Raw genomic sequence first — 22,572 nt, 5'->3', positions numbered from 1 at the left:
CCATGGAAATCATCCTTGTTCCCGGGTTCTGGTTGGATGCCTCGTCCTGGTCGGAGGTGACCCCGCCGCTTGTCGACGCCGGCCACCGGGTCACGCCTTTGACCTTGCCGGGCCTTGAGTCTGTTGATGCTCCGCGTGCCGGAATCGGCCTGCGGGACCACATCGATGCGGTGGCCGCCGCGGTGGACAGCGCGGAGGGGCCGGTGGTGCTGGTGGGCCACTCGGGCGGCGGGGCCATCATCCACGGCGTGCTCGATGCCCGTCCGGAGCGGGTGGCCCGGGCCATCTACGTGGACAGCGGACCGCTTGGCGAGGGCGGCGTAATCAACGACGAACTGCCGGTGAGCGGGGACGACATCCCGTTGCCGCCATGGGAGGTCTTCGACGACGCGGACCTCGTGGATATGGATGCCGGGCTTCGCGAGATGTTCCGCGGCCGTGCCATCCCGCAGCCCAAGGGCGTCGCGTCCGACAAGCAGCACCTGCAGGACGAACGGCGGTACGACGTCCCGGCCACGGTCATCGCCTGCGAATTCCCCTCCGCCATGCTCCATGAATGGATGGCGGCCGGTTCGCCGTTCACCGCCGAGCTTGCCCGCATGAAGGACGTGGAGTACGTGGACCTGCCCACCGGCCACTGGCCGCAGTTCACCCGCCCGGCAGAGCTGGGCGCGGCCATCCTGGCCGCCGTCGAACGCACCGCGGATCCCGGCAAGGCCCTGTAGCACCGGCAAAGCACTCCAGCACCGGCAAGGCGCCGTAGGAACGCCTAGGCCAGATCCTGCCAGACGTCGATGCTGAGCTTGATGATCAGTGCGGCCACCACCAGCAGGAACACCACGCGGACGAACTTGCTGCCCTTCTTCACGGCGGTCCGGGCGCCAAGGTAGCCGCCGGCCATGTTGGCCGCGCCCAGGAGCAGGCCGACGCCCCACAACAGGGAGCCGTGCGGCAGGAAGAACAGGAGCGCGCCGGCGTTGGTGGCCATGTTGACGATCTTGGCCTTGGCACTGGCTTCGAGGAAGGCATAGCCCATCGCGGAGACGAGGGCGATCACCAGGAAGGAGCCGGTGCCGGGGCCGATCAGCCCGTCGTAGAAGCCGATCACCGCACCGATAAGGCAGGCCACCACGTAGTGCTTGTGGCCGTCATGCCGGAGCACGGTGAACTCGCCGGCGTCGGGACGCAGCGCGGTGAACAGCGCGACGACGACCAGCGCCACGACGATGATCGGCTTGAACACCGAGGCGGGCAGGTTTGCCGCCAGCAGCGCTCCGCCGAAGCTTCCCGCGAGGGCGATCACCGCCATCGGCACGGCCGTCTTCAGGTCCGGGCCGACCCTCCGGTAGTAGGTGGTGGCGCTCGTGGTGGTACCAAAGATGGAGCCCATCTTGTTGGTAGCCAGCGCCTGGACCGGGGTGATTCCCGGGACCAGGAGGAGGGCGGGGAGCTGGATCAGTCCCCCGCCGCCCACCACTGCGTCAACCCATCCGGCGGCGAAACCGGCCACCACGATCATGACGAGCGTGGCGGCCTCGATCGATTCGAAGCCGGAAATCACTTCTGGCGGACGGCGTTGACCACGTAGTCCACGGCCTTTTCGACGGCGACGTCCTCGGCCTCGCCGCTGCGGCGGTCCTTGATCTCCACGACGCCGCTCGCCAGGCCCTTGCCGACAGCCAGGATGGTGGGCACACCCAGGAGCTCTGCGTCGCCGAACTTCACGCCGGGAGAAACCTTCGGGCGGTCGTCGTAGATGACCTCCAGGCCGGCCGCCTCAAGTTCGGCGGACAGCTTCTCCGCCGTGGCGAAGATTTCCTCGCCGCGGCCGACGGCCACGACGTGGACGTCCGCGGGCGCCACGGAACGGGGCCAGACGAGGCCGCGTTCGTCATTGTTGGATTCGGCCAGGGCGGCCACCGCGCGGGTCACGCCCACACCGTAGGACCCCATGGTCACCACCACCTGCTTGCCGTTCTGGTCCAGGACCTTCAGGTCCAGGGCCTCAGCGTACTTGCGGCCAAGCTGGAAAATGTGGCCCATCTCGATGCCGCGGGCCAGTTCCAGCGGTCCGCTGCCGTCCGGGGCAAGGTCGCCCGCACGCACTTCGGTGGCTTCGATGACGCCGTCCCAGCCAAAGTCGCGTCCGGCGACGAGGCCGAAGACGTGCTTGCCGTCCAGGTTCGCGCCGGTGACCCAGCTGCTGCCGGAGACGATCCGGGGGTCCACAAGGAAGAGCAGCTTGGAGGTGCCTTCGAGACCCAGGAGCGGTTCCTCGAGGGAGAGGCCGGGGCCGATGTAGCCCTTGACCAGGGCGGGGTTCTTCTTGAGGTCTTCTTCGTTGGCCGCCTCCAGGCCGATCTCGCCGGCAACGGGGAGGAAGGCGCCGATGTTCGCTTCGACGCGCTTGAGGTCCACAGCACGGTCGCCGGGAACGCCGATGACGACGATCTGGCGCTCACCCGTAGGCAGGGTGACGGCGAGGACGACGTTCTTGAGGGTGTCCGCGGCAGTCCATGCGCCGCCGTCGGCCTCGCTGCGCGGTGCGAGCTCGTTCGAGGCGGCCACGAGGGTTTCGATGGTGGGGGTGTCCGGGGTGTCCAGGACGCGGGCCGCAGGGGCGTTGCTGAAGTCGATGGCCTCGGGAGCCACGGTGGTGACGGCCTCGACGTTGGCTGCATAGCCGCCGGCCGAACGCACGAAGGTGTCCTCGCCGATCTCGGTGGGGTGCAGGAATTCCTCGCTCTTGGACCCGCCCATGGCGCCTGCGGTGGCGGTGACGGGGACAACGTCCAGGCCCAGGCGCTCGAAGATCTTCACGTAGGCGGCGCGGTGGGCGGCGTAGCTGGCATCCAGGCCGGCGTCGTCCACGTCGAAGGAGTAGGAGTCCTTCATGATGAACTCGCGGCCGCGGAGGAGGCCGGCGCGCGGACGGGCCTCGTCACGGTACTTGTTCTGGATCTGGTAGATGCTCAGGGGCAGGTCCTTGTACGAGGAGTACAGGTCCTTGACCAGGAGGGTGAACACTTCCTCGTGGGTGGGGGCGAGGAGGTAGTCGGCCTGCTTGCGGTCCTTGAGACGGAAGATGCCCTCGCCGTATTCGGTCCAGCGGTTGGTGGCCTCGTAGGGTTCCTTGGGCAGCAGCGCCGGGAAGTGGACTTCCTGGGCGCCGATCGCGGCCATTTCCTCGCGGATGATCTTTTCGACCTTGCGCAGCACGCTCAGGCCCAGCGGCAGCCAGGTGTAGATGCCGGGAGCCGCGCGGCGGATGTAGCCCGCGCGTACCAGCAACTTGTGGCTGGCGACCTCGGCGTCGACGGGATCTTCACGCAAGGTGCGCAGGAACAGCTGGGAGAGGCGAACGACCACGGGCAAATCCGTTTCTGTGGCAAGGGATGGCAAAAACTACTGTCTACTAATCTACCGGCTGGCCGCCCGCGTCTTTGCCGCGGGACCGGAGCGGGCACTGGCGCAGGCACTGGCGCAGGCACCGCGCCGGCTCCATTGACGGTGGCCGGCTGCCGGTCTACCTTGAATTCATCAGGTGATGAATTCACCCCTGGAGGTTGCAATGAACCGGCACACCGCAGAACCACCAGCCGCCGCCCCCGCCGTCCAGGCCAGCGGGCTGCACGTCAACCGCGGACGGACCAAGATCCTGCGCGGTTTGGACTTCACCATCGACGCCGGCCGGATCACCGGCCTGCTCGGCCCCTCCGGCAGCGGGAAGACGACGCTCATGCGAGCGATTGTCGGGGCGCAGCGGCTTTCCTCCGGAACCGTCACGGTCCTGGGCAAGCCCGCGGGCTCGGCCGCCCTGCGGCACGAAGTCGGCTATGTCACCCAGTCCCCCAGCGTTTACCCGGACCTCAGCGTCGAAGCGAACGTCCGGTACTTCGGGGCAATGCACGGCGCGACGACGGCGGACACCGCCGAGGCGATCGCCGCCGTCGGGCTCGAGGACCTCGCCCGGCAGCGGACTGCCGACCTGTCGGGAGGGCAGTCGAGCCGCGTTTCCCTGGCCTGTGCCCTGGTTGCCCGCCCGAGCCTGCTGGTCCTGGACGAACCCACAGTGGGCCTGGACCCTGTGCTGCGCGCCGAACTCTGGGAGCGCTTCGCGGCGATGGCCGACGCCGGGACCACCCTTCTCGTTTCCAGCCATGTAATGGAGGAGGCTTCGCACTGTTCCTCGCTGCTGCTGTTGCGCGAAGGCCTGCTGATGGCCAGCCTCACGCCGGCCGAACTCGGCGAACGCGGGCACAGCGCCGACCTCGAACAGGCCTTCCTGCACCTGATCCGGGAGGCAGAAAACTCGCCTGCCGGCCGGAACCGCAATGAAAGCCAGGTGGCGTGATGAATCCCCGCATGATGCTGGCGACGAGCCGGCGGGTCCTGGACCAGCTGCGGCATGACCGGCGCAGCATCGCGCTGATCCTGGTGGTCCCGGCGCTGCTGCTGACCGCCGTGTACTACCTCTACGAGAACGAGTCCCTGCCGCCGGGGGTGCCGCGCACCTTCGACCGCGTGGGCCTGATGATGCTGGCCATCTTCCCCTTCGTTGTCATGTTCCTGGTCACGTCGATCACCATGCTGCGGGAACGGACGTCGGGGACCCTGGAGCGGCTGCTGACGACGCCGATCCACAAGGCGGACCTGCTGTTCGGCTACGCGATCGCGTTCTCCATCATGGCGGCGTTGCAGTCCCTCGTGGCGACGGCGGTGGCGTACTGGATCTTTGGCCTGGACATCAAGGGAAGCCCGGGATACGTGGTGATGATCGCGGTCATCAACGCGGTTCTCGGGGTCGCCTTGGGCCTGTTGTGCTCGGCGTTCGCGCGGACGGAGTTCCAGGCCGTGCAGTTCATGCCCGTGGTGGTGGTTCCGCAGATCCTGCTCTGCGGCCTGTTCGTGGCGCGGGAGCGCATGAACGATGTGCTGGAAAACATTTCCAATGTGCTGCCCCTGACGTTCTCGGTGGATGCACTCAAGGAGATCGCGTCCAACAGCGAGGCCACCCGGCTTATGTGGGATGACGCGACAACCATCGGGATTATCGTCCTTGGGGTCCTGGTGCTGGCCGCGCTGACCCTGCGGCGGCAAACCCGATGAGCGGGTTTCCCTCGCTTCGCAGTTCCGGGGCGGCACAGCATGATTCCGTGCCTGCGTCCCGCCGCGGCCGGCGCGGTGGCACGAACGATTCGCGCGAACTCATCCTGGCAACCGCTCGAACGCTGTTCGCCGAGCACGGCTTCGACGGCACCAGCCTGCGCCAGATAGCCCGCGCGGCGGGAGTGGATCCTGCCTTGGTCCACCACTTCTTCCAGGGCAAGGACGAACTCTTCGCGCTCAGCGTGGACCTTCCGGCCGATCCCGCGCAGGTGCTGGCCGGCGTCGAATCCCTCGACCCCGGCCAGCGCGCCGAGGAAATAGTGCGGGCCGTGCTCCGCCTGTGGGAGAGCCCGGCCCAGCACAGCCTGGTGGCGTTCCTGCGCGGCACCATCGGTTCCAAAGCCAAAACGGCCATGCTCCGCGAACTCGTGTCCCGCACCATCCTGCAGCGCATCATGGCCGGGCTTCCCGGCACCCCGGAGGAACGCGCCCTGCGCGGCAACCTGGTGGCCACCCAGGTGGTGGGCCTGATGCTGGTGAGGTACGTGATCCGGCTGGAACCCCTGGCGTCCGCGGAGCCGGAAGACGTCGTCAGGCTCATTGCCCCCAACATCCGGCACTACCTGGCCGGCGAACTGGACGCTACTTGATTAGCGCCGCGATGTCGTCCAGGGTGGCGGCAGCCGCCTTTGTCTCCGCGGCAAGGTTGCCGGAACCGACATAGGTACTGGAAATCGCGACGCCGCCCTTGAGGGCGGTCACCATGATCTGGGTGGTCACGCCGGCCGCCGTCGTGGTGGTGGTCTTGAGGGCGATGGAGCCTGGGGTCTGCGTTGCAACAGGGACTTCCTCGACGGACGCCTCTGCTTTCTGGCCCATCACTTCAATGGAGATGTGCCCGCATTTCCGGGCCTGTTCCTTGTTCTTGGCGAGGACCCCCGAGAGCTTTGCCTCGTCCAAGCCGGAAACGAGGCTTACCGTCTGGACAGGCGCCTTGCTGGCGGAAGGCTTCGAGGTCGCAACCGCCATGCTGGCTCCCTCGATCGACTGCAGGCTTCCTGTGACGTTCGCGCCGCCGCAAGCGGCAGGGGTGACCTTGACCGAAGAGAGCATCTTCTTGGCCATTTCAAGCCCCTGTTCCAGTTGCTCATCCGGCAGGGCGACGAGCGGCGAACCCTCGGCGCCGTCGACACTCTCGAACAGTTCGGCGAGTTCGGCGTTCGTGTACTTCTTGAAGGCCACCGTCGGCGTCGGGCTGGGCGTCTGGCTTTGGACCGGCGCGGACGAAGGTGCCGGCGCCGGCGCCGAGCAGGCTGAAACCGAAAGAGCTGCGGCGGCCGAAAGGGCCAGGACAATACGACGTGCGTCAGGCAAAATATCCCCCAGAGGATGCGAAAGGGCCGGGTGGACCCGCGAGTGGCGGCAGGACAGTCCGAGTGCCGACCTGCATCAGTACAGCACAGTAGCGAACGTTCCCAGTTGCTGGAATCCGACCCGCTCATAGCTCGCCCGCGCACGCAGGTTGTAATGGTTCACGTAGAGGCTGGTGACCGGCGCGAGCGTCCGGGCAAGAAGCACGACGGCGGCCATGTAGCCGGCGCTCAGGCCCTGGCCGCGGATCTCGGGATTGAGCCACACGCCCTGCACCTGGCTCACCTCCGGAGTCACTGCACCAAGCTCGGCCTTGAACAGCACCCGGCCGCCCTCGATGTGCACCAGCGAGTGCCCCTGCCGGATCAGTCCGGCAACCCGCCTGCTGTAGAAGTCTTCGCCGCCAAGGAACGGCGAGTATCCCACTTCCTCTTCGAACATGGCGGCGCAGGCGGGCAGGATCAGGTCGAAGTCCGCCATGTCGCCGAAGCCGAGGCGGGGATCCGCAGGAACAGCCGGCTCCCCCGTGATGGCCATCAGCGGCTGTTCAGCGCGCACTTCATGTGCCAGGTGCCCATGCGGCTGCAAGGCAGCGTGCAGCGCAAGCACCGTTTCGGCGGGACCGAAGATCGACGCGTAGCGGCGGCCGGCCCGGTGCACCGCTTCGGCGATGTACGGGGCCAGCCCGGGATCCAGCTGGACCGGCACCAGGTTCGCCCCGGCCCAACAGGCACCCAGGAGCGTGCCGCCGTCGAACGCGCCGAAAATACGGGCACCCGCCGCCGTCGGCGAGGCACTTCCGTGCGAACCCAGCTGGGACAGAATGAAGACATTCGCCACCGGGTCTTCCAGCGCAAGGGCGCGCAATTGCGCCGTATCATCGCCCCCCAGGATCCGGACGGTTATCCCGTCCGGTGCAGTCTCATTACGAGACGCTAACCACGGGGCTACCCTTGACAGCATCTTCGCCATCGGCCTCCCCCATCTCTTCAGCGATACGCATGGCCTCTTCGATCAGTGTCTCAACAATTTCGCTTTCAGGGACAGTCTTGATGACCTCACCCTTCACAAAGATCTGGCCCTTGCCGTTGCCGGACGCCACGCCGAGATCGGCCTCGCGGGCCTCACCCGGACCGTTCACGACGCAACCCATGACGGCAACGCGCAGCGGAACTTCCATGCCTTCCAGGCCGGCGGTGACCTGCTCGGCGAGGGTATAGACGTCCACCTGGGCGCGTCCGCAGGACGGGCAGGAGACAATCTCCAGCTTGCGCGGGCGCAGGTTCAGGGACTGCAGGATCTGGTTGCCGACCTTGATTTCTTCCACGGGCGGGGCGGAGAGCGAAACCCGGATGGTGTCGCCGATGCCCTTGGACAGGAGCGCACCGAAAGCCGTGGCGGACTTGATGGTGCCCTGGAAGGCCGGGCCGGCCTCGGTCACGCCGAGGTGCAGGGGCCAGTCGCCCTTCTCAGCGAGCATCTCGTAGGCCGCCACCATGATCACCGGGTCGTTGTGCTTGACGGAGATCTTGAAGTCGTGGAAGCCGTGCTCCTCGAAGAGGCTGGCCTCCCATACGGCGGACTCCACCAGGGCCTCCGGAGTGGCTTTGCCGTACTTCTTGAGCAGGCCGGGCTCCAGGGAACCGGCGTTGACTCCGATGCGGATGCTGGTGCCGTGGTCCTTGGCCGCCTGGGCGATCTGCTTGACCTGGTCATCGAACTTGCGGATGTTGCCGGGGTTCACGCGCACCGCGGCACAACCGGCCTCGATGGCCGCGAAGACGTACTTCGGCTGGAAGTGGATGTCCGCGATCACCGGGATGTGGGACTTGCGGGCGATGATCGGCAGCGCCTCGGCGTCGTCGGCGGACGGGCAGGCCACGCGCACAATGTCGCAGCCGGCCGCCGTGAGTTCGGCGATCTGCTGCAGGGTGGCATTGATGTCCGTGGTGGGCGTGGTGGTCATCGACTGCACACTGATGGGCGAATCGGAGCCAACGCCGACGGACCCCACCTTGATCTGGCGCGTCTTGCGGCGCGGCGCAAGGACGGGTGGCGGGGCTGACGGCATTCCCAGGCTGACCGAGGTCACGTGGACTCCTTGGGTTGAGTGGATCGGGAGGAGGGTTCGCTAGGCAGCGTGCGCGGCGAGCACGCCGATCACGGGGTTCCAGGCGCTGGTGCGGATTCCGGCCAGGCCCTGGACCACGGCGTAGGGATCCTGCTTGAGGATGCCGTTCAGTTCACTTTCGTCGGCCGCGTTAAGCAGCAGCAGGGCACCGGACCCGTCGGCGTAAGGCCCGGAAGCGAGCAGCGTCCCCTGCTCGGCAAGTTCTGCGGCCCAGGCGCGGTGCGCAGGACGGTGCTCGTCGCGCACTGCGGCGGACCCGGCGTCGTAAACGTACTCAACAGCGAAAACAGTCATACCGATACCCTATCGCCAAGGCCGGACGGGAGCCGATTCCGTACGCGTGGCATTCCGTACGCAGGGGCTGGCGCCACGGTGTGATCAGCCAAAGAGATTCACCGGTTTGACGATGTCCGCGTAGATCAGCAGGGCGCCCATGGCCATGAGCAGCCCGGCCACCACATAGGTCAGGGGCAGCAGCTTGGCGATGTCGAAGGCACCCGGATCCGGCTTGCCGAACAGCTTCGCGATGCGGCGCCGCACGCCTTCGTAGAGGGCGCCGGCGATGTGGCCCCCGTCCAGCGGCAGCAGCGGGATCAGGTTGAACACGGCCAAGGCGAAGTTCAGCCCGGCGAGCAGGCCCACCAAGGTGGCCAGCCGTGCCTGGACGGGAACGTCCTCCATGGCCGCGACTTCGCCCGCCACCCGTCCGACGCCCACCACGCTGATCGGGCCGTTGGGGTCCCGCGGTTCGGAACTGAAGGCGGCCTGCGCGACGCCGGCCACCCGGGCCGGGAGGTTGAGGATGACCCCGGAGATCTGCTTGATGTTCTCCCCCGCCATGGGCAGCACGCTCGACGCCGGCTGGGGCACCAGGGCGGTCTGCGAACTGATGCCGAGGAAGCCGACTTCCTGGTACAGGGTCTTGCCGTCCGCGCCCTTCGCGGCCCGGCCGTCGTCGCCGATGACGGGGCGGGAGGAAAGCACGGGGGTCACCTGGGACGTGATGGTCCGGCCGTCCCGCTGGACGGTGAGCTCCACGGCGCGGCCCGCGGAGGCCCGGATCCGGGTGCTCAGCTGCGCCCAGGTGCCGGCGGCCTGGCCGTCGAAGGTCAGGATCGTGTCACCGGGCTTGAGCCCTGCCTGCGCGGCGGGGGTCGGATTGCAGGCCGTCGAATCCGGGTCGACCGTCTCACCCTCCTTGACCTGGCACTTGGAGACGTCCGCGAGGGTGGTGGTTGGCGTGGAAATGCCGAAGCCCATCAGCAGGACGGCCGTCAGCGCCAGGCCGATCAGCATGTTCATCGCCGGGCCGCCGAGCATGATGATGATCTTCTTCCACTCCGGAAGCTTGTAGAACACCCGGTTCTCATCTCCCGGGCCGACTTCCTCGTGCGCTGCCGAGCGGGCTTCGCTGGCCAGGGTCTGGAACATGCCCGTGCTGGAGGGCCGGACGCTCCCGTCCTCCTTGTTGGGCGGGTACATGCCGATCATCGCCACGTAGCCGCCCAGGGGCAGGGCCTTGAAGCCGTACTCGGTCTCGCCCTTGCGCCGGGACCAGATGGTGGGTCCGAAGCCGATCATGTACTTGGTGACGCGGACGTTGAACAGCTTGGCCGGAAGCAGGTGCCCTACTTCGTGGAGCGCGATGGAGACCGCGACGCCGAGGGCGACGAAGACGACTCCGAGGATGAAGAGAATGACGGGGTTCATGCCTGCTGGTGCTGCTTCCTACGTGGCTTTGGCGTGCTAGACGGTGCTGGTGGCTAAACGATCGTGGGTGCGCGTGCGTGCCCAGAGTTCAGCTTCCAGCACGGACTCAAGCGTCAGCTCCGAAGAACCTGAATGCTCGCTGAGCACGGCCTCCACCGTGTCCACGATGTCCGTGAAGCGGATCCGCCCGGCATGGAAGGCCTGCACGGCTTCCTCGTTCGCCGCGTTGAAGACCGCCGGGTAGGTGCTGCCCTGCTTCGCGGCCTCCTTGGCCAGGTCCACGGCCGGGAACGCCACCGGGTCCAGGGGTTCGAAAGTCCAGCTGGTGGCCTGGCTCCAGTCGCAGGCCTTCGCGGCGTTCGGCACCCGCTCGGGCCAGCCCAGGCCAAGGGCGATAGGCAGCCGCATGTCCGGCGGCGAAGCCTGGGCAATAATGGAGCCGTCCACGAACTGCACCATGGAATGCACCACGGACTGCGGGTGGACAACCACCTCGATCCGGTCCAAGGGAACGTCGAAAAGCAGGTGCGCCTCGATCACTTCGAGGCCCTTGTTCACCAGGCTGGCCGAGTTGGTGGTGACCATGAGGCCCATGTCCCAGGTGGGGTGGGCCAGCGCCTCGGCCGGAGTCACGTTGCGCAGTTGATCCCGGCTGCGGCCGCGGAAGGGTCCGCCTGAGGCCGTGAGGATGAGTTTTTCGACCTCGGCGGCCGAGCCGGAGCGCAGGCACTGGGCCAGGGCCGAGTGTTCGGAATCAACCGGGACAATCTGCCCTTCGGCGGCGGCCGCCTTGACGAGGGCGCCGCCCACGATGAGGGATTCCTTGTTGGCCAGCGCCAGCGTTGCGCCCGAGCCCAGCGCCGCGAGGGTCGGGGCCAGGCCGATTGAGCCCGTGATCCCGTTGAGGACGACGTCGGCCTCGATGGCGGCGATTTTGCTGGACGCGTCAGCGCCGCTGATGATGGCGGGGCGGAAGTTCCGAAGCCCGGCGGCGGAGGCCGCGCCGTCGATCAGTTCCTGCAGGGCGCGCGGGTCGCCGTGCGCGATTCCCACCGCCTTGGCACGCGTATGGACGGCCTGCTGCGCGAGCAGCGCCAGGTTCCCTCCGCCAGCGCTCAGTGCCACAACCTCGAAGAGGTGCGGGGCGGCGTCGACGACGTCAATCGCCTGGGTGCCGATGGAACCGGTGGAGCCGAGGAGGACGATCTTGCGGGGCTGCATGGATCAAGTATCCCGCACTCGGTTGACCCGTTTCGGCACGGGCGTAGCGTTGGAGGCGTGGACTGGGTGTGGTTCCTGGAGGCGCCGGACTATGGATTTGCCCGGCAGGTCCTGCAGCGCGGCGCCGCGGCACTGTTCTTCATCGCCTTCCTTTCTTCCTTCAACCAGTTCCCCGCACTGCTGGGCGAGCACGGGCTGCTGCCCGTTCCGCGCTACGTGGAGCATTCGCGGGACTACGGCCGGCCCAGCCTTTTCCGCTGGCGCTACTCGGACCGGCTGCTGCGCCTCGTCTGCCTTGCCGGGATGGTGCTGGCGCTCCTGCTGGTGGCCGGGCTGCCGCAGCTGGGGCCGCCGTGGGTTCCGATGCTGGTGTTCCTGGCGTTGTGGCTGCTGTACATGTCGGTGGTCAACGTGGGCCAGACTTTCTACGGCTTCGGCTGGGAAATGCTGCTGCTGGAGCTCGGCTTCACGGTGGCGTTCCTGGGCTCGGAGCAGGTCCCGCCGCCCCGGACCATCCTGCTCCTGCTGCTCTGGCTGCTGTTCCGGCTGGAGTTCGGCGCGGGCATGATCAAGATCCGCGGCGGCAGCGAATGGCGCGACCTGACCGCCCTGTACTACCACCACGAAACCCAGCCGATGCCCGGGCCCCTAAGCCGCCAAGCCCACCTGCTGCCAAAGCCCATGCACCGCATCGAGGTGCTGGGAAACCATTTCGCCCAGCTGGTGGTGCCGTTCTTCCTCTTCGCCCCGCAGCCGCTGGCGTCCGGTGCGGCCGGGATTGTCATCTTCACGCAGCTCTGGCTGGTGGCCAGCGGGAACTTCGCCTGGCTCAACTGGTCCGCGATCGTCCTGGCCGGCGGGGCAATCAGTGACCCGATGCTGCGTGCCGTGTTCGGGCTCCCGGCGCCCGTGACGGCCGGCGCTCCCGCCGCCGGCTTGCAGTCCCCGCCGTGGTGGACCGCCGTCGTGCTCGCCGTGACGCTGCTGCTGCTGGTGCTCAGCTACCAGCCGCTGCGCAACCTGCTGTCAAGCGGGCAGCTGATGAACGCCAGCTTCAACCGCTGGCAGCTGGTCAATACCTACGGGGCGTTCGGAACGGTCACGAAGCACCGGGTGGAAGTGGTGGTGGAGGGAACGCTCGACGCCGATCCCGACGGCACCGCCCGCTGGCTCGAATACGGTTTCAAGGGCAAGCCCGGCGACCTCCGCCGCCTGCCGCGGCAGTGGGCGCCGTACCATCTGAGGCTGGACTGGCTCATGTGGTTCCTGCCGCTGCGCACCATCCACGAGCCGTGGTTCTACGCGTTCCTGCACAAGCTGCTCGACGCCGACCACGCCACCCTGCGCTTGTTGCGTTCGGACCCGTTCGACGGCGGGCAGCCCCGCTGGGTGCGTGCCCGCACCTTCCTGTACCGCTTCGCGAGCCGGGCGGAGTTCCGCGAAAGCGGCCAGCGCTGGGTCCGGATGGAACTCTACGAAGCGATCCCGCCCCTGTCCCTGCCGCGCTCGCCAAGGTAGGACTGCGCGAACGTACACTTGGCGCCCCTAAATCGCACAATTCGGGGCGCCAAGTGTACGTTCGCGCCGAGGGGGTCGGGCTTTTTGTCGGTACCGGCTGTTAGCGTCAAGTGCATCCGGTTGGATGACACGTACAGCAGAAAGTGAGCGCTCCACCGTGAACCAAGCAACTGCTTCCGATGCACCGAACACCGTCACACTGAGCCCCGAGAAAGCCGATCTACTCGAATCCCTCGGCACGGCGAGGTTCTTCCTCAAGAACACCCTGCGCGGCCTCAACGAAGAACAGGCCGGCCTCACCCCCACGGCCAGCGAACTCTGCCTGGGCGGCCTCATCAAGCACGTCACCATTGTGGAGCGGGATTGGGCCGGCTTTGTCCAGCACGGCCCCGTTGCGCTCAGCCGGAACGGCAGGAACTTTTCGGAATGGACCGCGGAAGATATCGCCGAACGCCAGAAGGACTTTTCCTTCGGCGGAGACGAAACCATCGCCGGAGTCCTGGCCGCGTACGACGCCGTGGCGGCCGACACCGACTCGCTGCTTCGCGGGCTCGACTCCTTGGACGTTGAGCATCCCCTTCCGCCGGCACCGTGGTTCGAGGAAGGCAAAACCTGGAGCGCCCGGCGCGCCTTCATGCAGATCATTGCCGAGACCACCCAGCACGCCGGACACGCCGACATCCTGCGGGAGACAATCGACGGCGCGAAGAGCATGGGGTAATCGGGGCGGGTGGGGCGTGCTTGCTTAGCGCCCTCGCCCGGCCCGCCGCAACGTGGCTTCGGAGTGTCGGAGGATGGGCCCGTCCACCATCTTGCCCTTGTACTGGAACACGCCCGTGTCGGCCGCGGCCGCGGCGTCCAGCAGTTCCCGGGCTTCGGCGAGCGCCTCGTCCGACGGGGCGTAGGCTCCGCGGACGGCCGCCACCTGGTTCGGGTGGATGCAGGCTTTCGCGCCGAACCCGCTGGCCACAGCGTCAGCGGCTTCCGCGGCAAGGCCATCGAGGTCGGGGATGTCCACGTAGACGGCGTCGATCGCTTCCTTGCCGTGCGCTTTGGCTGCCAGCAGCACAGCGGAACGGGAGTGCACCGCGACGGCCCGGTAGGCGCCGTCGTTGTCCCGGCTGGAGGTGCCGCCCATGGAAGCGATCAGGTCCTCGGCACCCCACATCAGGGCCACGACGTTCGGCTCGGCGGCGATCGCGGCGGCGTTCAGGATTCCCTTGGCCGTCTCACAGAGGGCGATGACCCGGTAGTCACCCAGCGCCCGGACCTGCTCGGCGGACTCGGCCTTGGCAAGCATCACGGTGCGGTACGGGGTGTGCGCCAGGCAGTGCAGGTCCTTGGCGAAGTCGCCGCTCCCGGCCGGGTTGACCCGCACGATGGTACGGCTGGGATCCAGCTCGGCTGCCTGCCCTTCGGCTGCCACGAGCGCCAGGATCGCCCCGCGCGCCCGCTGCTTCGCGTCCGGTGCCACGGCGTCTTCGAGGTCGAGGATGACGGCGTCGCTGCGCTCTGCCGCCTTCCCGAAGCGTTCGGGACGGTCGGCGGGGCAGAACAACAGCGCCGGCCCCATCGTGAAGGGATCGCCTGCGGTGTGTGCCGGATCAGCTGCTGGCATGTGTTTCGTGAGCCTCCTTGGTCCACATCAGGCAGGAACGGGTGGCCAGTGCCACCACCACGCCGTCCTGGTTCCGGCCGGTGTGCCGCATGGTCACCACGCCCTGGCCCGGCCGTGAGCTGGAGAGCCGCTTTTCGGTGACCACCGTTTCGGTGTACAGGGTATCGCCGTGGAAGAGCGGATGCGGAAAAGAGACGTCGCCCAGGCCCAGCTGCGCCACGATAGTGCCCTGCGTCAGCTGCGGCACGGACTGCCCCACCACCGTGGCGAGGGTGAACATCGAATTCACCACCCGTTGCCCGAAGGGCTGCCCCGCGCTCCATGCAGCATCCAGGTGCAGGGCCTGGGTGTTCATGGTGAGGGTCGTGAACAGGACGTTGTCCGTTTCCGTGACCGTGCGGCCGGGGCGGTGCGCATACACCACGCCTTCCTGGATCTCCTCGAAGTACAGGCCGCGCTGCAGGATGACAGTTGGTTCGGGCACGGCCGGTTCGTCGGTCAAACCGTGAGCTCCTGGTCCTCTTCGAAGACCTGCGCACCTGTGGCCGCGGCCACGTCCTCGACGGTGACGTTGGGCGCCAGCTCGCGCAGCACCAGCCGCGGACTCCCGCCCTCGTGCACGACGTCGATCACGGCCAGGTCGGTGATGATCCGGTTGACGCAGCCCTTGCCGGTGAGCGGCAGCGAGCAGCTCTCCACGATCTTCGGATTGCCGTTGCGGTCCACGTGCTCCATCATCACGATGACCTTCTTGGCGCCGAACACCAGGTCCATGGCACCACCCATGCCCTTGACCATCTTGCCGGGGATCATCCAGTTGGCGAGGTCGCCGTTCTGGGCCACTTCCATGGCGCCGAGGACCGCGACGTCCACATGCCCGCCGCGGATCATCCCGAAGGACTGGGCGGAGTCGAAGAACGCCGCGCCCTTGTTGACGGTGACGGTTTCCTTGCCCGCGTTGATGAGGTCCGGGTCCACGGCGTCCTCGGCCGGATACGGTCCGACGCCCAGGATTCCGTTCTCCGAATGCAGCACCACCTCGACGCCGTCCGGGATGTAGTTCGGAATCAGCGTGGGCATGCCGATCCCGAGGTTGACGTACTGGCCGTTGCTGAGTTCCTGTGCCACGCGGGCCGCGAGTTCGTTTCGGGTCCAGCCTTTGGTTCCGGCATCCTCCGCGGAATGCCCGACGGCGGCCTCCCGGTAGCCGTGGCGGACCGCTTCGGGGCGCGGGGGTGCTTCCGGTGAGGTGCTTTCCATGCTCATGCTCCTGCCTCCGTTTTGCTTGTGGACGCGGCGAGCGCAACGGTGCGCTTTTCGATCCGTTTCTCCCCGTCCGCAGCCAGGACCACCCGCTGCACGAAGATGCCCGGGACGTGGATGTGCTCCGGGTCCAGTTCGCCGGGTTCCACGAGTTCCTCGACCTCGGCGATGGTGATCCTGCCGGCCATCGCGCAGAGCGGGTTGAAGTTCATGGCGGTGGCGTGGAAGACGAGGTTGCCGTGCCGGTCGCCCTTCCAGGCGTGGACCAGGCCGAAGTCCGGGGTCAGGGACTCTTCCAGGACGTAGTCGGCGCCATTGAAGCTGCGGACCTCCTTCGGCGACGAGGCCAGCGCGACGTTGCCGTCGGCGTCGTACTTCTGCGGGAGCCCACCTTCGGACACCTGAGTGCCCACACCGGCCGCCGTGTAGAAGGCCGGGATACCGGCGCCGCCGGCGCGCAGCTTCTCGGCGAGGGTGCCCTGCGGGGTGAGGACCACTTCCAGTTCCCCGGCGAGGTACTGGCGGGCGAATTCCTTGTTCTCCCCAACGTAGGAGCTGACGGTGCGGCGGATGCGGCCGTCCTTGAGGAGGATTCCCAGGCCCCAATCGTCCACGCCGCAGTTGTTGCTGACGGTTTCCAGTTCCCTGGTCCCCTGTTGGTGGAGCGCGTCGATCAGCGCCACCGGAATGCCGCAGAGGCCGAAACCGCCGACGGCGAGCGAGGCGCCGTCGGGGATGTCCTTCACCGCTTCCGCGGCGCTGGCAACAACTTTGTCGATCATCGGTGATCCTTCCCTTGCTGCTGGCGACGCAGCGGTTAGAGACCCAGCTCGCGGGCGATGAGCATCAACTGGACTTCGGTGGTGCCCTCCCCGACTTCCAGGATCTTGGAGTCGCGGTAGTGCCGTGCCACCGTGAATTCGTTGATGAAGCCATAGCCGCCGAACACCTGGGTGGCGTCCCGCGCGTTGTCCATGGCTGCCTCGCCTGCGACCATCTTAGCGATGGCCGCTTCGGTCTTGAACGGCTTGCCGGCGAGCATCCGGGCGGCGGCGTCGTAGTACGCGAGGCGGGCGGTGTGGGCCCTGGCCTGCATGCGTGCGATCTTGAACTGGATGGCCTGGTACTTGCCGATGTTCTGCCCGAAGGCGCTGCGTTCCTTGGCGTATTTCACGGACAGGTCCACGCAGCCCTGGGCGGCGCCGGTGGCGAGGGCGGAGATCGCGATGCGGCCTTCGTCCAGGATGGAGAGGAAGTTCGCGTAGCCCCGGCCGCGTTCGCCGAGCAGGTTTTCCTCGGGCACCCGGACGTCCTTCAGGGTCAGCGGATGGGTGTCCGAGGCGTTCCAGCCGACCTTGTTGTAGGCCTTCTCCGCCGTGAACCCGGGGGTGGAGGTGGGCACCAGGATGGTGGAGATCTCCTTCCTGACGCTCCCGTCCTTGCGCTGCTCTTCCCCGGTGACGGCGGTGACGGTGACGAGCCGGCTGATGTCCGTGCCGGAGTTGGTAATGAACTCCTTGTTCCCGTTGATCACCCAGGATTTACCGGCTGCGCCGTCCTCGAGCCGGGCGTGGGTCTTGGTGCCGCCGGCGTCCGAGCCAGCTTCCGGTTCGGTGAGCCCGAAGCCGGCGAGCGCCTGGCCGGAGGCGAGCTGCGGCAGCCATTCCTCCTTCTGCGCCTGGGTGCCGAAGCGGTGCACGGGCATAGCGCCAAGGGACACCCCGGCTTCCAGGGTGATGGCGACGGACTGGTCCACGCGGCCCAGCTGCTCCAGGGCGAGCGACAGCGCGAAGTAGTCCCCGCCCATGCCGCCGAATTCCTCGGGGAAGGGCAGGCCGAAGAGGCCCATCTCCCCCATCTGCTTGACCACCTCGTAGGGGAAGCTGTGTTCTTCGTCGTGTTTCGTGGAGACGGGGGCAACCACTTCATCGGCGAATTCCCTGACGGAATCGCTGAGGTCCTGGTATTCCTCGCTGAGATCAAAGCCTGCCATGGCGGAGTTCCTCGCCTTTCGTGGTGGGGGTTTCAACGGCGGGGTTCTCCGCCGGGTGGATGGTGGCGAGGACCTGTTCGGCCTTCACCAGGTCACCGGTGCCGGCGGCCAGGTGGACGGTGCCGGCCAGTGCGGCCGTGAGCTGGTGTTCCATCTTCATCGCCTCGACGGAAAGCAGCGGCTGGCCCGCTTCGACCGGATCTCCGTCGCGCACCGAGACCGACACCACCGTGCCGGGCATCGGCGAGCGAACCTCGGGATCGGCGGTGCCCTCTTCGCGCTGGATTCCGGCCAGGATCCGTTGGAGCCGGGTCTCCCGGTCGAGGATTTCAAGACGGCAGGACCAGCCGCCGTCGCCGAGCCACAGCCCGCGCGGACCGCCCGCGGGAGGCGCGGCTTCCAGAGCCGACACGAAATGGTGCGCGACGCCGTCGAGCACCAGTTCCGGGCCGCCAGCCACCTTGTGGCTGCTGGTCGTATGCACAGCGCCGCCGTCGAGCTGCGCCTGGTATCCCTCGGCTTCCCGAACCAGCGACACCGTGGCTAGCACACTCCCCGGGCCCCCGGCAGGAAGGCCCAGGTGGATCCGGCGCGGGGCCGGGGAGCCGAGCCGCCAGCCGTCGCCGGCCTGCCAGGGTGAAACGCCCGACGCCGGCCGGTCGCCGCCGGCTGCCAGGAGCCCGGCGGCGAGCAATTCCGTTTCTCCTGGCTGCCGGAACTGCATGTCCGGCATTTTGCGTTCGATGAGCCCGGTGTCGAGCCGGCCTGCGCGGACGTCCGGGTCGTTGACGAGCAGCCGGAGGTATTCGACGTTCGTATGCAAGCCCAGCAGGGTGTAGTTCCCCAGGGCGCGGTCGAGGGCGTCCAGCGCCGCATCCCGGTCCGATCCCCACGCGATGACCTTGGAGAGCATCGGGTCGTAGTCCCCCGTAACCGCAAGGCCCGGCAACATCGCCGAATCGACCCGTACCCGGGTTCCGGCGGATGACGAACCGGCGGACGCGCTCCCGTTTCCTTCCTCAAGCGCCAGCACCTCGCCCACGGACGGCAGGAAGTTCCGGGCCGGGTCCTCGGCGTAGACGCGTGCCTCCACGGCATGCCCGTCCAGCACGACGTCGGACTGCGCCACCGTGAGTTCCTCGCCGGCGGCGATGCGCACCTGCCATTCGACCAGGTCGATTCCCGTGACCATTTCCGTCACCGGGTGCTCGACCTGGAGCCGGGTGTTCATCTCCATGAAGTAGAAGTGCCCGGGGTCTTCGTCGGACACCAGGAACTCGACGGTTCCGGCGCCGCTGTACCGGACCGAGCGGGCGGCCTGGCAGGCGGCTTCGCCGATCCGGGCGCGGATCGCGGCGCCGTCGGGCAGGGATTCGAGCAACGGGGACGGGGCCTCCTCGATGACCTTCTGATGGCGCCGCTGCAGGGAGCATTCGCGCTCGCCGAGGTGGATGACGTTGCCGGCATTGTCTGCGAGGACCTGGACTTCGATGTGCCGCGGGGTCCGGACCAGCCGCTCCAGGAAGAGTGTGTCGTCACCGAACGCGGCTGCCGCGACACGGCGGGCGGTGGCGAGCGCGGCCGGCATGTCCTCCGCCCTTTCCACCACGTGCATGCCCTTGCCGCCGCCCCCGGCCGACGGTTTGATGAGCAGCGGAAAGCCGACGGCGGGCGCCGCGGCGATCAGTTCGGCGTCGCCCATTCCGGGCTCCGCGATGCCCGGAACGCAGGGCACGCCGTAGCCTGCCACGTGGTTCTTGGAGCGGATCTTGTCCCCCATGAGCTCGATCGCGTCCACGGGCGGGCCGATGAAGTCGATGCCCGCGGCGTCCAGCGCCTTGGCGAATTCCGCGTTCTCGGCCAGGAAGCCGTAGCCGGGATGGACGGCCTGCGCGCCGCTCTGCAGGCACGCGTCGATGATGGCGCCGATGTTCAGGTAACTGTCTGCCGCGCTGGCTGTCCCGATCCGGACGGCGGCGTCGGCCTCGCGCACGTGGCGGGCTCCGGCGTCGGCGTCCGAGTAGACGGCGACCGATCGGATCCCCATGGCCTTGAGCGTGCGGATGACGCGGCAGGCGATTTCGCCGCGGTTAGCGACCAGGACGGTGTCAAAAGGATTGGCCATCACGCGTCACATCCTGAACAGGCCGAAGGCGGTATCCGGCAGGGTCTGGCGGGAGACGACGTCGAGCGCGAGGCCCAGGACGCGGCGGGTGTCCGCGGGGTCGATGATGCCGTCGTCCCACAGCCGGGCGGTGGAATAGTAGGGGCTGCCCTGTTCCTCGTACTGCTGCCGGATGGGTGCCTTGAAGGCCTCTTCCTCCGCCGCGGACCAGTCCTCGCCGGCGGCCTCGAACTGTTCCCGTTTGACGGTGGCGAGCACCGAGGACGCCTGGTTGCCGCCCATCACCGAGATGCGGGCGGCAGGCCACATCCACAGGAAGCGCGGGCCGTAGGCGCGGCCGCACATCGAGTAGTTGCCGGCCCCGAAGGAGCCGCCGATCACCACTGTCAGTTTGGGCACCCTGGCGGTCGCGACGGCGGTGACCATCTTGGCGCCGTTCTTGGCGATGCCGCCGTGTTCGTAGTCCTTGCCGACCATGAAGCCGGAGAGGTTCTGCAGGAACACCAGCGGGATGCCGCGCTGGTCGCACAGCTCGATGAAGTGCGCACCCTTGAGGGCGGATTCACTGAACAGGACACCGTTGTTGGCGACGATTCCCACAGGGTGGCCGTGCAGGCGGGCGAACCCGGTGACCAGGGTGGTGCCGTACTCTTTCTTGAATTCGTGGAAGCGCGAGCCGTCCACCAGCCGGGCGATGACCTCGCGGACGTCATAGGATTCGTAGACGTCCACCGGCACCATGCCATAGAGGCCTGCGGGGTCGACGGCGGGTTCCACCGTGGTTTCCACATCCCATACCGGTTCCTGCGGTTTGGGCAAGGTGGCCACGATGTCCCGGACGATCTGAAGCGCGTGCTCATCATTTTCGGCGAGGTGGTCGCTGACGCCGGAGATCTTCGCGTGCACCTCCCCGCCGCCCAGTTCCTCCGCCGTGACGATCTCCCCGATGGCGGCCTTCACCAGCGGCGGGCCGCCCAGGAAGATGGTGCCTTGGTTCCGCACGATCACGGTTTCGTCGCTCATGGCCGGCACGTAGGCGCCGCCGGCGGTGCAGGATCCCATGACGGCAGCGATCTGCGGGATCTTCGCCGCGGACATCCTGGCTTGGTTGAAGAAGATCCGGCCGAAGTGTTCCTTATCCGGGAAGACCTCGTCCTGGCGCGGCAGGAACGCTCCACCGGAGTCCACCAGGTAGATGCAGGGAAGCCGGTTCTCCAGCGCGATTTCCTGGGCCCGCAGGTGCTTCTTGACCGTCATCGGGTAATACGTGCCGCCCTTGACCGTGGCGTCGTTGGAGATGACCAGCACCTGGCGGCCGTGAACCAGGCCGATTCCGGCAATCACCCCGGCCCCCGGGGAGTCGTCGTTGTACATGCCGTTTGCTGCCAGCGGCGCGATTTCCAGGAAGGGGCTCCCGTCATCCAGCAACTGCCCGACGCGTTCGCGGGGCAACAGCTTTCCGCGGGCCACGTGGCGCTGGCGCGACTTCTCCGGCCCGCCGAGGGCGGCCGCCGCGAGCCGCTCCTTCAGCTCCTCCACCAGGGATTGCTGGGCCCGGGCATTGGCTTCGAAGCCCGCATTCCTGGCGTCAGCCCGGCTGACGAGTGTCTCCATCGACATGCTTCCCATCCCGGCCGGATATCCGGCCAACGGCGGATTCAGTTAATGACAAATAACTGAAATTTAGCTTAGTCTCTATTAACTGTGATGTCCACCACGCCCGGATGGAGCACGCCGCACAAGGAGGAACCGTGGCCGCACACCAGGAAGAGGCACACCCGTCGGTGGAAGCCGCAGCCGTTCCTCCCTTGCTTGCCGCGCCGTCCACCCTGCGCAGCCAGGCCAAGGAAACCCGGCGCAAGGCACTGCTGTCCGCCGCCGCAACCCTTTTCGCCGAGAACGGCTTCAGCCGGGTCTCCCTCGAGGACCTCGGAGCGGCGGCGGGAGTGAGCGGACCGGCTGTCTACCGGCATTTCCCCGGGAAGCAGGCGGTGCTTGCCGAACTCCTGCTGAGTGTGAGCCGCGGACTGCTCCACGGCGGCCGGACGGTCGCGGCCGCGGCCCCCGACCCCGCGGCGGCCCTGCGCGGCCTGGTGGAGTTCCACGTGGACTTCGCCTTGAGCAACCCCGACGTCATCCGGGTGCAGGACCGGGACCTCGACAGCCTGCCTGAGGCCGACCGGGCCGAGGTGCGCGCCCTGCAGCGCAGCTATGTGGAGCTCTGGGTGGGGGTGCTGGGCGAGCTGCACCGTGCGGCAGGTGCGCAGGACACAAGCGGGCGGGAACCCGACGTCGCGGAACTGCGCGTCCGGGCGCACGCCGTCTTCGGCTTGATCAACTCCACCCCGCACTCGGTGCGCAGCCACGGCCGCCGGATCGCGGCGAAGACCGCGCGGCCCCTGCTGGAGCAGATGGCCTTGGCGGCATTGACGGTCCGCTGATCCCATCGACTGCTGCGTAGCTGTCCTTATGGAGCCTCATTACGGCGGTTTCGCTGCAATCGATGCTTGTAA

At 67.5% G+C, this 22,572-nt stretch carries 22 protein-coding genes; 7 read left to right on the top strand and 15 right to left on the bottom strand.

Annotation, left to right across the window (positions count from 1 at the left end; all coding sequences use genetic code 11):
* Window positions 1-2: 2 nt before the first annotated feature.
* Window positions 3-725 (top strand): alpha/beta fold hydrolase, encoded by a 723-nt coding sequence (locus ACNQPB_RS15150; RefSeq protein WP_498753042.1) that lies wholly within the window; start codon window positions 3-5, stop codon window positions 723-725.
* 44 nt (window positions 726-769) lie between these two features.
* On the opposite strand, the gene ACNQPB_RS15145 is transcribed toward ACNQPB_RS15150, so the two are convergent.
* Together ACNQPB_RS15145 and ACNQPB_RS15140 are read right to left on the bottom strand one after the other, a co-directional pair.
* Window positions 770-1,561, bottom strand: a complete 792-nt coding sequence (locus ACNQPB_RS15145) for a sulfite exporter TauE/SafE family protein (protein WP_498753040.1) — start codon at window positions 1,559-1,561, stop codon at window positions 770-772.
* On the bottom strand, window positions 1,558-3,369 hold the full coding sequence (locus ACNQPB_RS15140) for a proline--tRNA ligase (RefSeq protein WP_498753038.1): 1,812 nt from the start codon (window positions 3,367-3,369) through the stop codon (window positions 1,558-1,560). Before ACNQPB_RS15140 ends, ACNQPB_RS15145 begins: the two co-directional genes overlap by 4 nt.
* 202 nt (window positions 3,370-3,571) lie before the next feature.
* Between ACNQPB_RS15140 and ACNQPB_RS15135 the strand changes: the two genes are divergently transcribed.
* Genes ACNQPB_RS15135 through ACNQPB_RS15125 form a run of 3 tightly spaced genes read left to right on the top strand, consistent with a single transcriptional unit; the run spans window position 3,572 to window position 5,759 of the window.
* Entirely contained in the window at window positions 3,572-4,354 is a 783-nt protein-coding gene (locus tag ACNQPB_RS15135; protein WP_498753036.1) for an ABC transporter ATP-binding protein, read from the top strand.
* 11 nt (window positions 4,355-4,365) lie between these two features.
* The gene (locus ACNQPB_RS15130) at window positions 4,366-5,109 is read left to right on the top strand and encodes an ABC transporter permease (protein WP_498753099.1); all 744 of its coding nucleotides are present in this window, start codon (window positions 4,366-4,368) and stop codon (window positions 5,107-5,109) included.
* Complete coding sequence (locus ACNQPB_RS15125; protein WP_498753034.1) at window positions 5,106-5,759, top strand: TetR/AcrR family transcriptional regulator; 654 nt, start codon at window positions 5,106-5,108, stop codon at window positions 5,757-5,759. The genes ACNQPB_RS15130 and ACNQPB_RS15125 overlap by 4 nt, the downstream gene beginning before the upstream one ends.
* Here ACNQPB_RS15125 and ACNQPB_RS15120 read toward each other — a convergent pair.
* From ACNQPB_RS15120 to dxr, 6 genes are all read right to left on the bottom strand, one after another.
* The gene (locus tag ACNQPB_RS15120; protein ID WP_498753032.1) at window positions 5,752-6,483 is read right to left on the bottom strand and encodes a hypothetical protein; all 732 of its coding nucleotides are present in this window, start codon (window positions 6,481-6,483) and stop codon (window positions 5,752-5,754) included. The genes ACNQPB_RS15125 and ACNQPB_RS15120 overlap by 8 nt on opposite strands.
* Before the next feature lie 75 nt (window positions 6,484-6,558).
* Window positions 6,559-7,443 carry a GNAT family N-acetyltransferase gene (locus ACNQPB_RS15115; RefSeq protein WP_498753098.1) on the bottom strand — a complete coding sequence of 295 codons (885 nt, stop codon included), beginning with the start codon at window positions 7,441-7,443 and terminating at the stop codon, window positions 6,559-6,561.
* Window positions 7,406-8,572, bottom strand: coding sequence for a flavodoxin-dependent (E)-4-hydroxy-3-methylbut-2-enyl-diphosphate synthase (gene ispG / locus ACNQPB_RS15110; RefSeq protein ID WP_498753030.1), 1,167 nt, complete (start codon window positions 8,570-8,572; stop codon window positions 7,406-7,408). Before ispG ends, ACNQPB_RS15115 begins: the two co-directional genes overlap by 38 nt.
* Window positions 8,573-8,611: 39 nt before the next feature.
* On the bottom strand, window positions 8,612-8,905 hold the full coding sequence (locus ACNQPB_RS15105) for a YciI family protein (RefSeq protein WP_498753029.1): 294 nt from the start codon (window positions 8,903-8,905) through the stop codon (window positions 8,612-8,614).
* Between the two features lie 84 nt (window positions 8,906-8,989).
* Window positions 8,990-10,321: a M50 family metallopeptidase gene (locus ACNQPB_RS15100; protein WP_498753027.1), complete on the bottom strand. Its 1,332-nt coding sequence runs from the start codon at window positions 10,319-10,321 to the stop codon at window positions 8,990-8,992.
* Between the two features lie 36 nt (window positions 10,322-10,357).
* Window positions 10,358-11,542 carry a 1-deoxy-D-xylulose-5-phosphate reductoisomerase gene (gene dxr / locus ACNQPB_RS15095; protein WP_498753025.1) on the bottom strand — a complete coding sequence of 395 codons (1,185 nt, stop codon included), beginning with the start codon at window positions 11,540-11,542 and terminating at the stop codon, window positions 10,358-10,360.
* Between the two features lie 57 nt (window positions 11,543-11,599).
* Here dxr and ACNQPB_RS15090 point away from each other — a divergent pair, with 57 nt between their 5' ends.
* Both ACNQPB_RS15090 and ACNQPB_RS15085 read left to right on the top strand, forming a co-directional pair.
* Window positions 11,600-13,060: a lipase maturation factor family protein gene (locus ACNQPB_RS15090; protein ID WP_498753023.1), complete on the top strand. Its 1,461-nt coding sequence runs from the start codon at window positions 11,600-11,602 to the stop codon at window positions 13,058-13,060.
* 124 nt (window positions 13,061-13,184) lie between these two features.
* Window positions 13,185-13,781 (top strand): DinB family protein, encoded by a 597-nt coding sequence (locus ACNQPB_RS15085; protein ID WP_498753021.1) that lies wholly within the window; start codon window positions 13,185-13,187, stop codon window positions 13,779-13,781.
* A 24-nt stretch (window positions 13,782-13,805) separates the two neighbouring features.
* On the opposite strand, the gene ACNQPB_RS15080 is transcribed toward ACNQPB_RS15085, so the two are convergent.
* Genes ACNQPB_RS15080 through ACNQPB_RS15050 form a run of 7 tightly spaced genes read right to left on the bottom strand, consistent with a single transcriptional unit; the run spans window position 13,806 to window position 21,673 of the window.
* A complete protein-coding gene (locus tag ACNQPB_RS15080) occupies window positions 13,806-14,678 on the bottom strand; it encodes an HpcH/HpaI aldolase/citrate lyase family protein (RefSeq protein ID WP_498753019.1) in 873 nt (290 codons plus the stop codon).
* Entirely contained in the window at window positions 14,665-15,180 is a 516-nt protein-coding gene (locus ACNQPB_RS15075; RefSeq protein ID WP_498753017.1) for a MaoC family dehydratase, read from the bottom strand. Before ACNQPB_RS15075 ends, ACNQPB_RS15080 begins: the two co-directional genes overlap by 14 nt.
* Window positions 15,177-15,938, bottom strand: a complete 762-nt coding sequence (locus tag ACNQPB_RS15070; protein ID WP_498753015.1) for a CoA transferase subunit B — start codon at window positions 15,936-15,938, stop codon at window positions 15,177-15,179. Before ACNQPB_RS15070 ends, ACNQPB_RS15075 begins: the two co-directional genes overlap by 4 nt.
* Before the next feature lie 2 nt (window positions 15,939-15,940).
* Window positions 15,941-16,723, bottom strand: coding sequence for a CoA transferase subunit A (locus ACNQPB_RS15065; RefSeq protein ID WP_498753013.1), 783 nt, complete (start codon window positions 16,721-16,723; stop codon window positions 15,941-15,943).
* A 35-nt stretch (window positions 16,724-16,758) separates the two neighbouring features.
* Window positions 16,759-17,934, bottom strand: a complete 1,176-nt coding sequence (locus tag ACNQPB_RS15060) for an acyl-CoA dehydrogenase family protein (RefSeq protein WP_498753011.1) — start codon at window positions 17,932-17,934, stop codon at window positions 16,759-16,761.
* The gene (locus ACNQPB_RS15055) at window positions 17,921-20,059 is read right to left on the bottom strand and encodes an acetyl/propionyl/methylcrotonyl-CoA carboxylase subunit alpha (RefSeq protein WP_498753009.1); all 2,139 of its coding nucleotides are present in this window, start codon (window positions 20,057-20,059) and stop codon (window positions 17,921-17,923) included. The genes ACNQPB_RS15060 and ACNQPB_RS15055 overlap by 14 nt, the downstream gene beginning before the upstream one ends.
* 6 nt (window positions 20,060-20,065) lie before the next feature.
* The gene (locus ACNQPB_RS15050) at window positions 20,066-21,673 is read right to left on the bottom strand and encodes a carboxyl transferase domain-containing protein (RefSeq protein WP_498753096.1); all 1,608 of its coding nucleotides are present in this window, start codon (window positions 21,671-21,673) and stop codon (window positions 20,066-20,068) included.
* Window positions 21,674-21,843: 170 nt separating this feature from the next.
* On the opposite strand from ACNQPB_RS15050, the gene ACNQPB_RS15045 reads away from it, so the two are divergent.
* Window positions 21,844-22,500, top strand: a complete 657-nt coding sequence (locus ACNQPB_RS15045) for an SACE_7040 family transcriptional regulator (RefSeq protein ID WP_498753094.1) — start codon at window positions 21,844-21,846, stop codon at window positions 22,498-22,500.
* Window positions 22,501-22,572 lie beyond the last annotated feature (72 nt).

Source organism: Curtobacterium sp. LFS079, from assembly GCF_047977865.1.
Lineage (GTDB): Bacteria > Actinomycetota > Actinomycetes > Actinomycetales > Micrococcaceae > Arthrobacter.
This window is presented reverse-complemented; position numbering and strand designations above follow the sequence as displayed.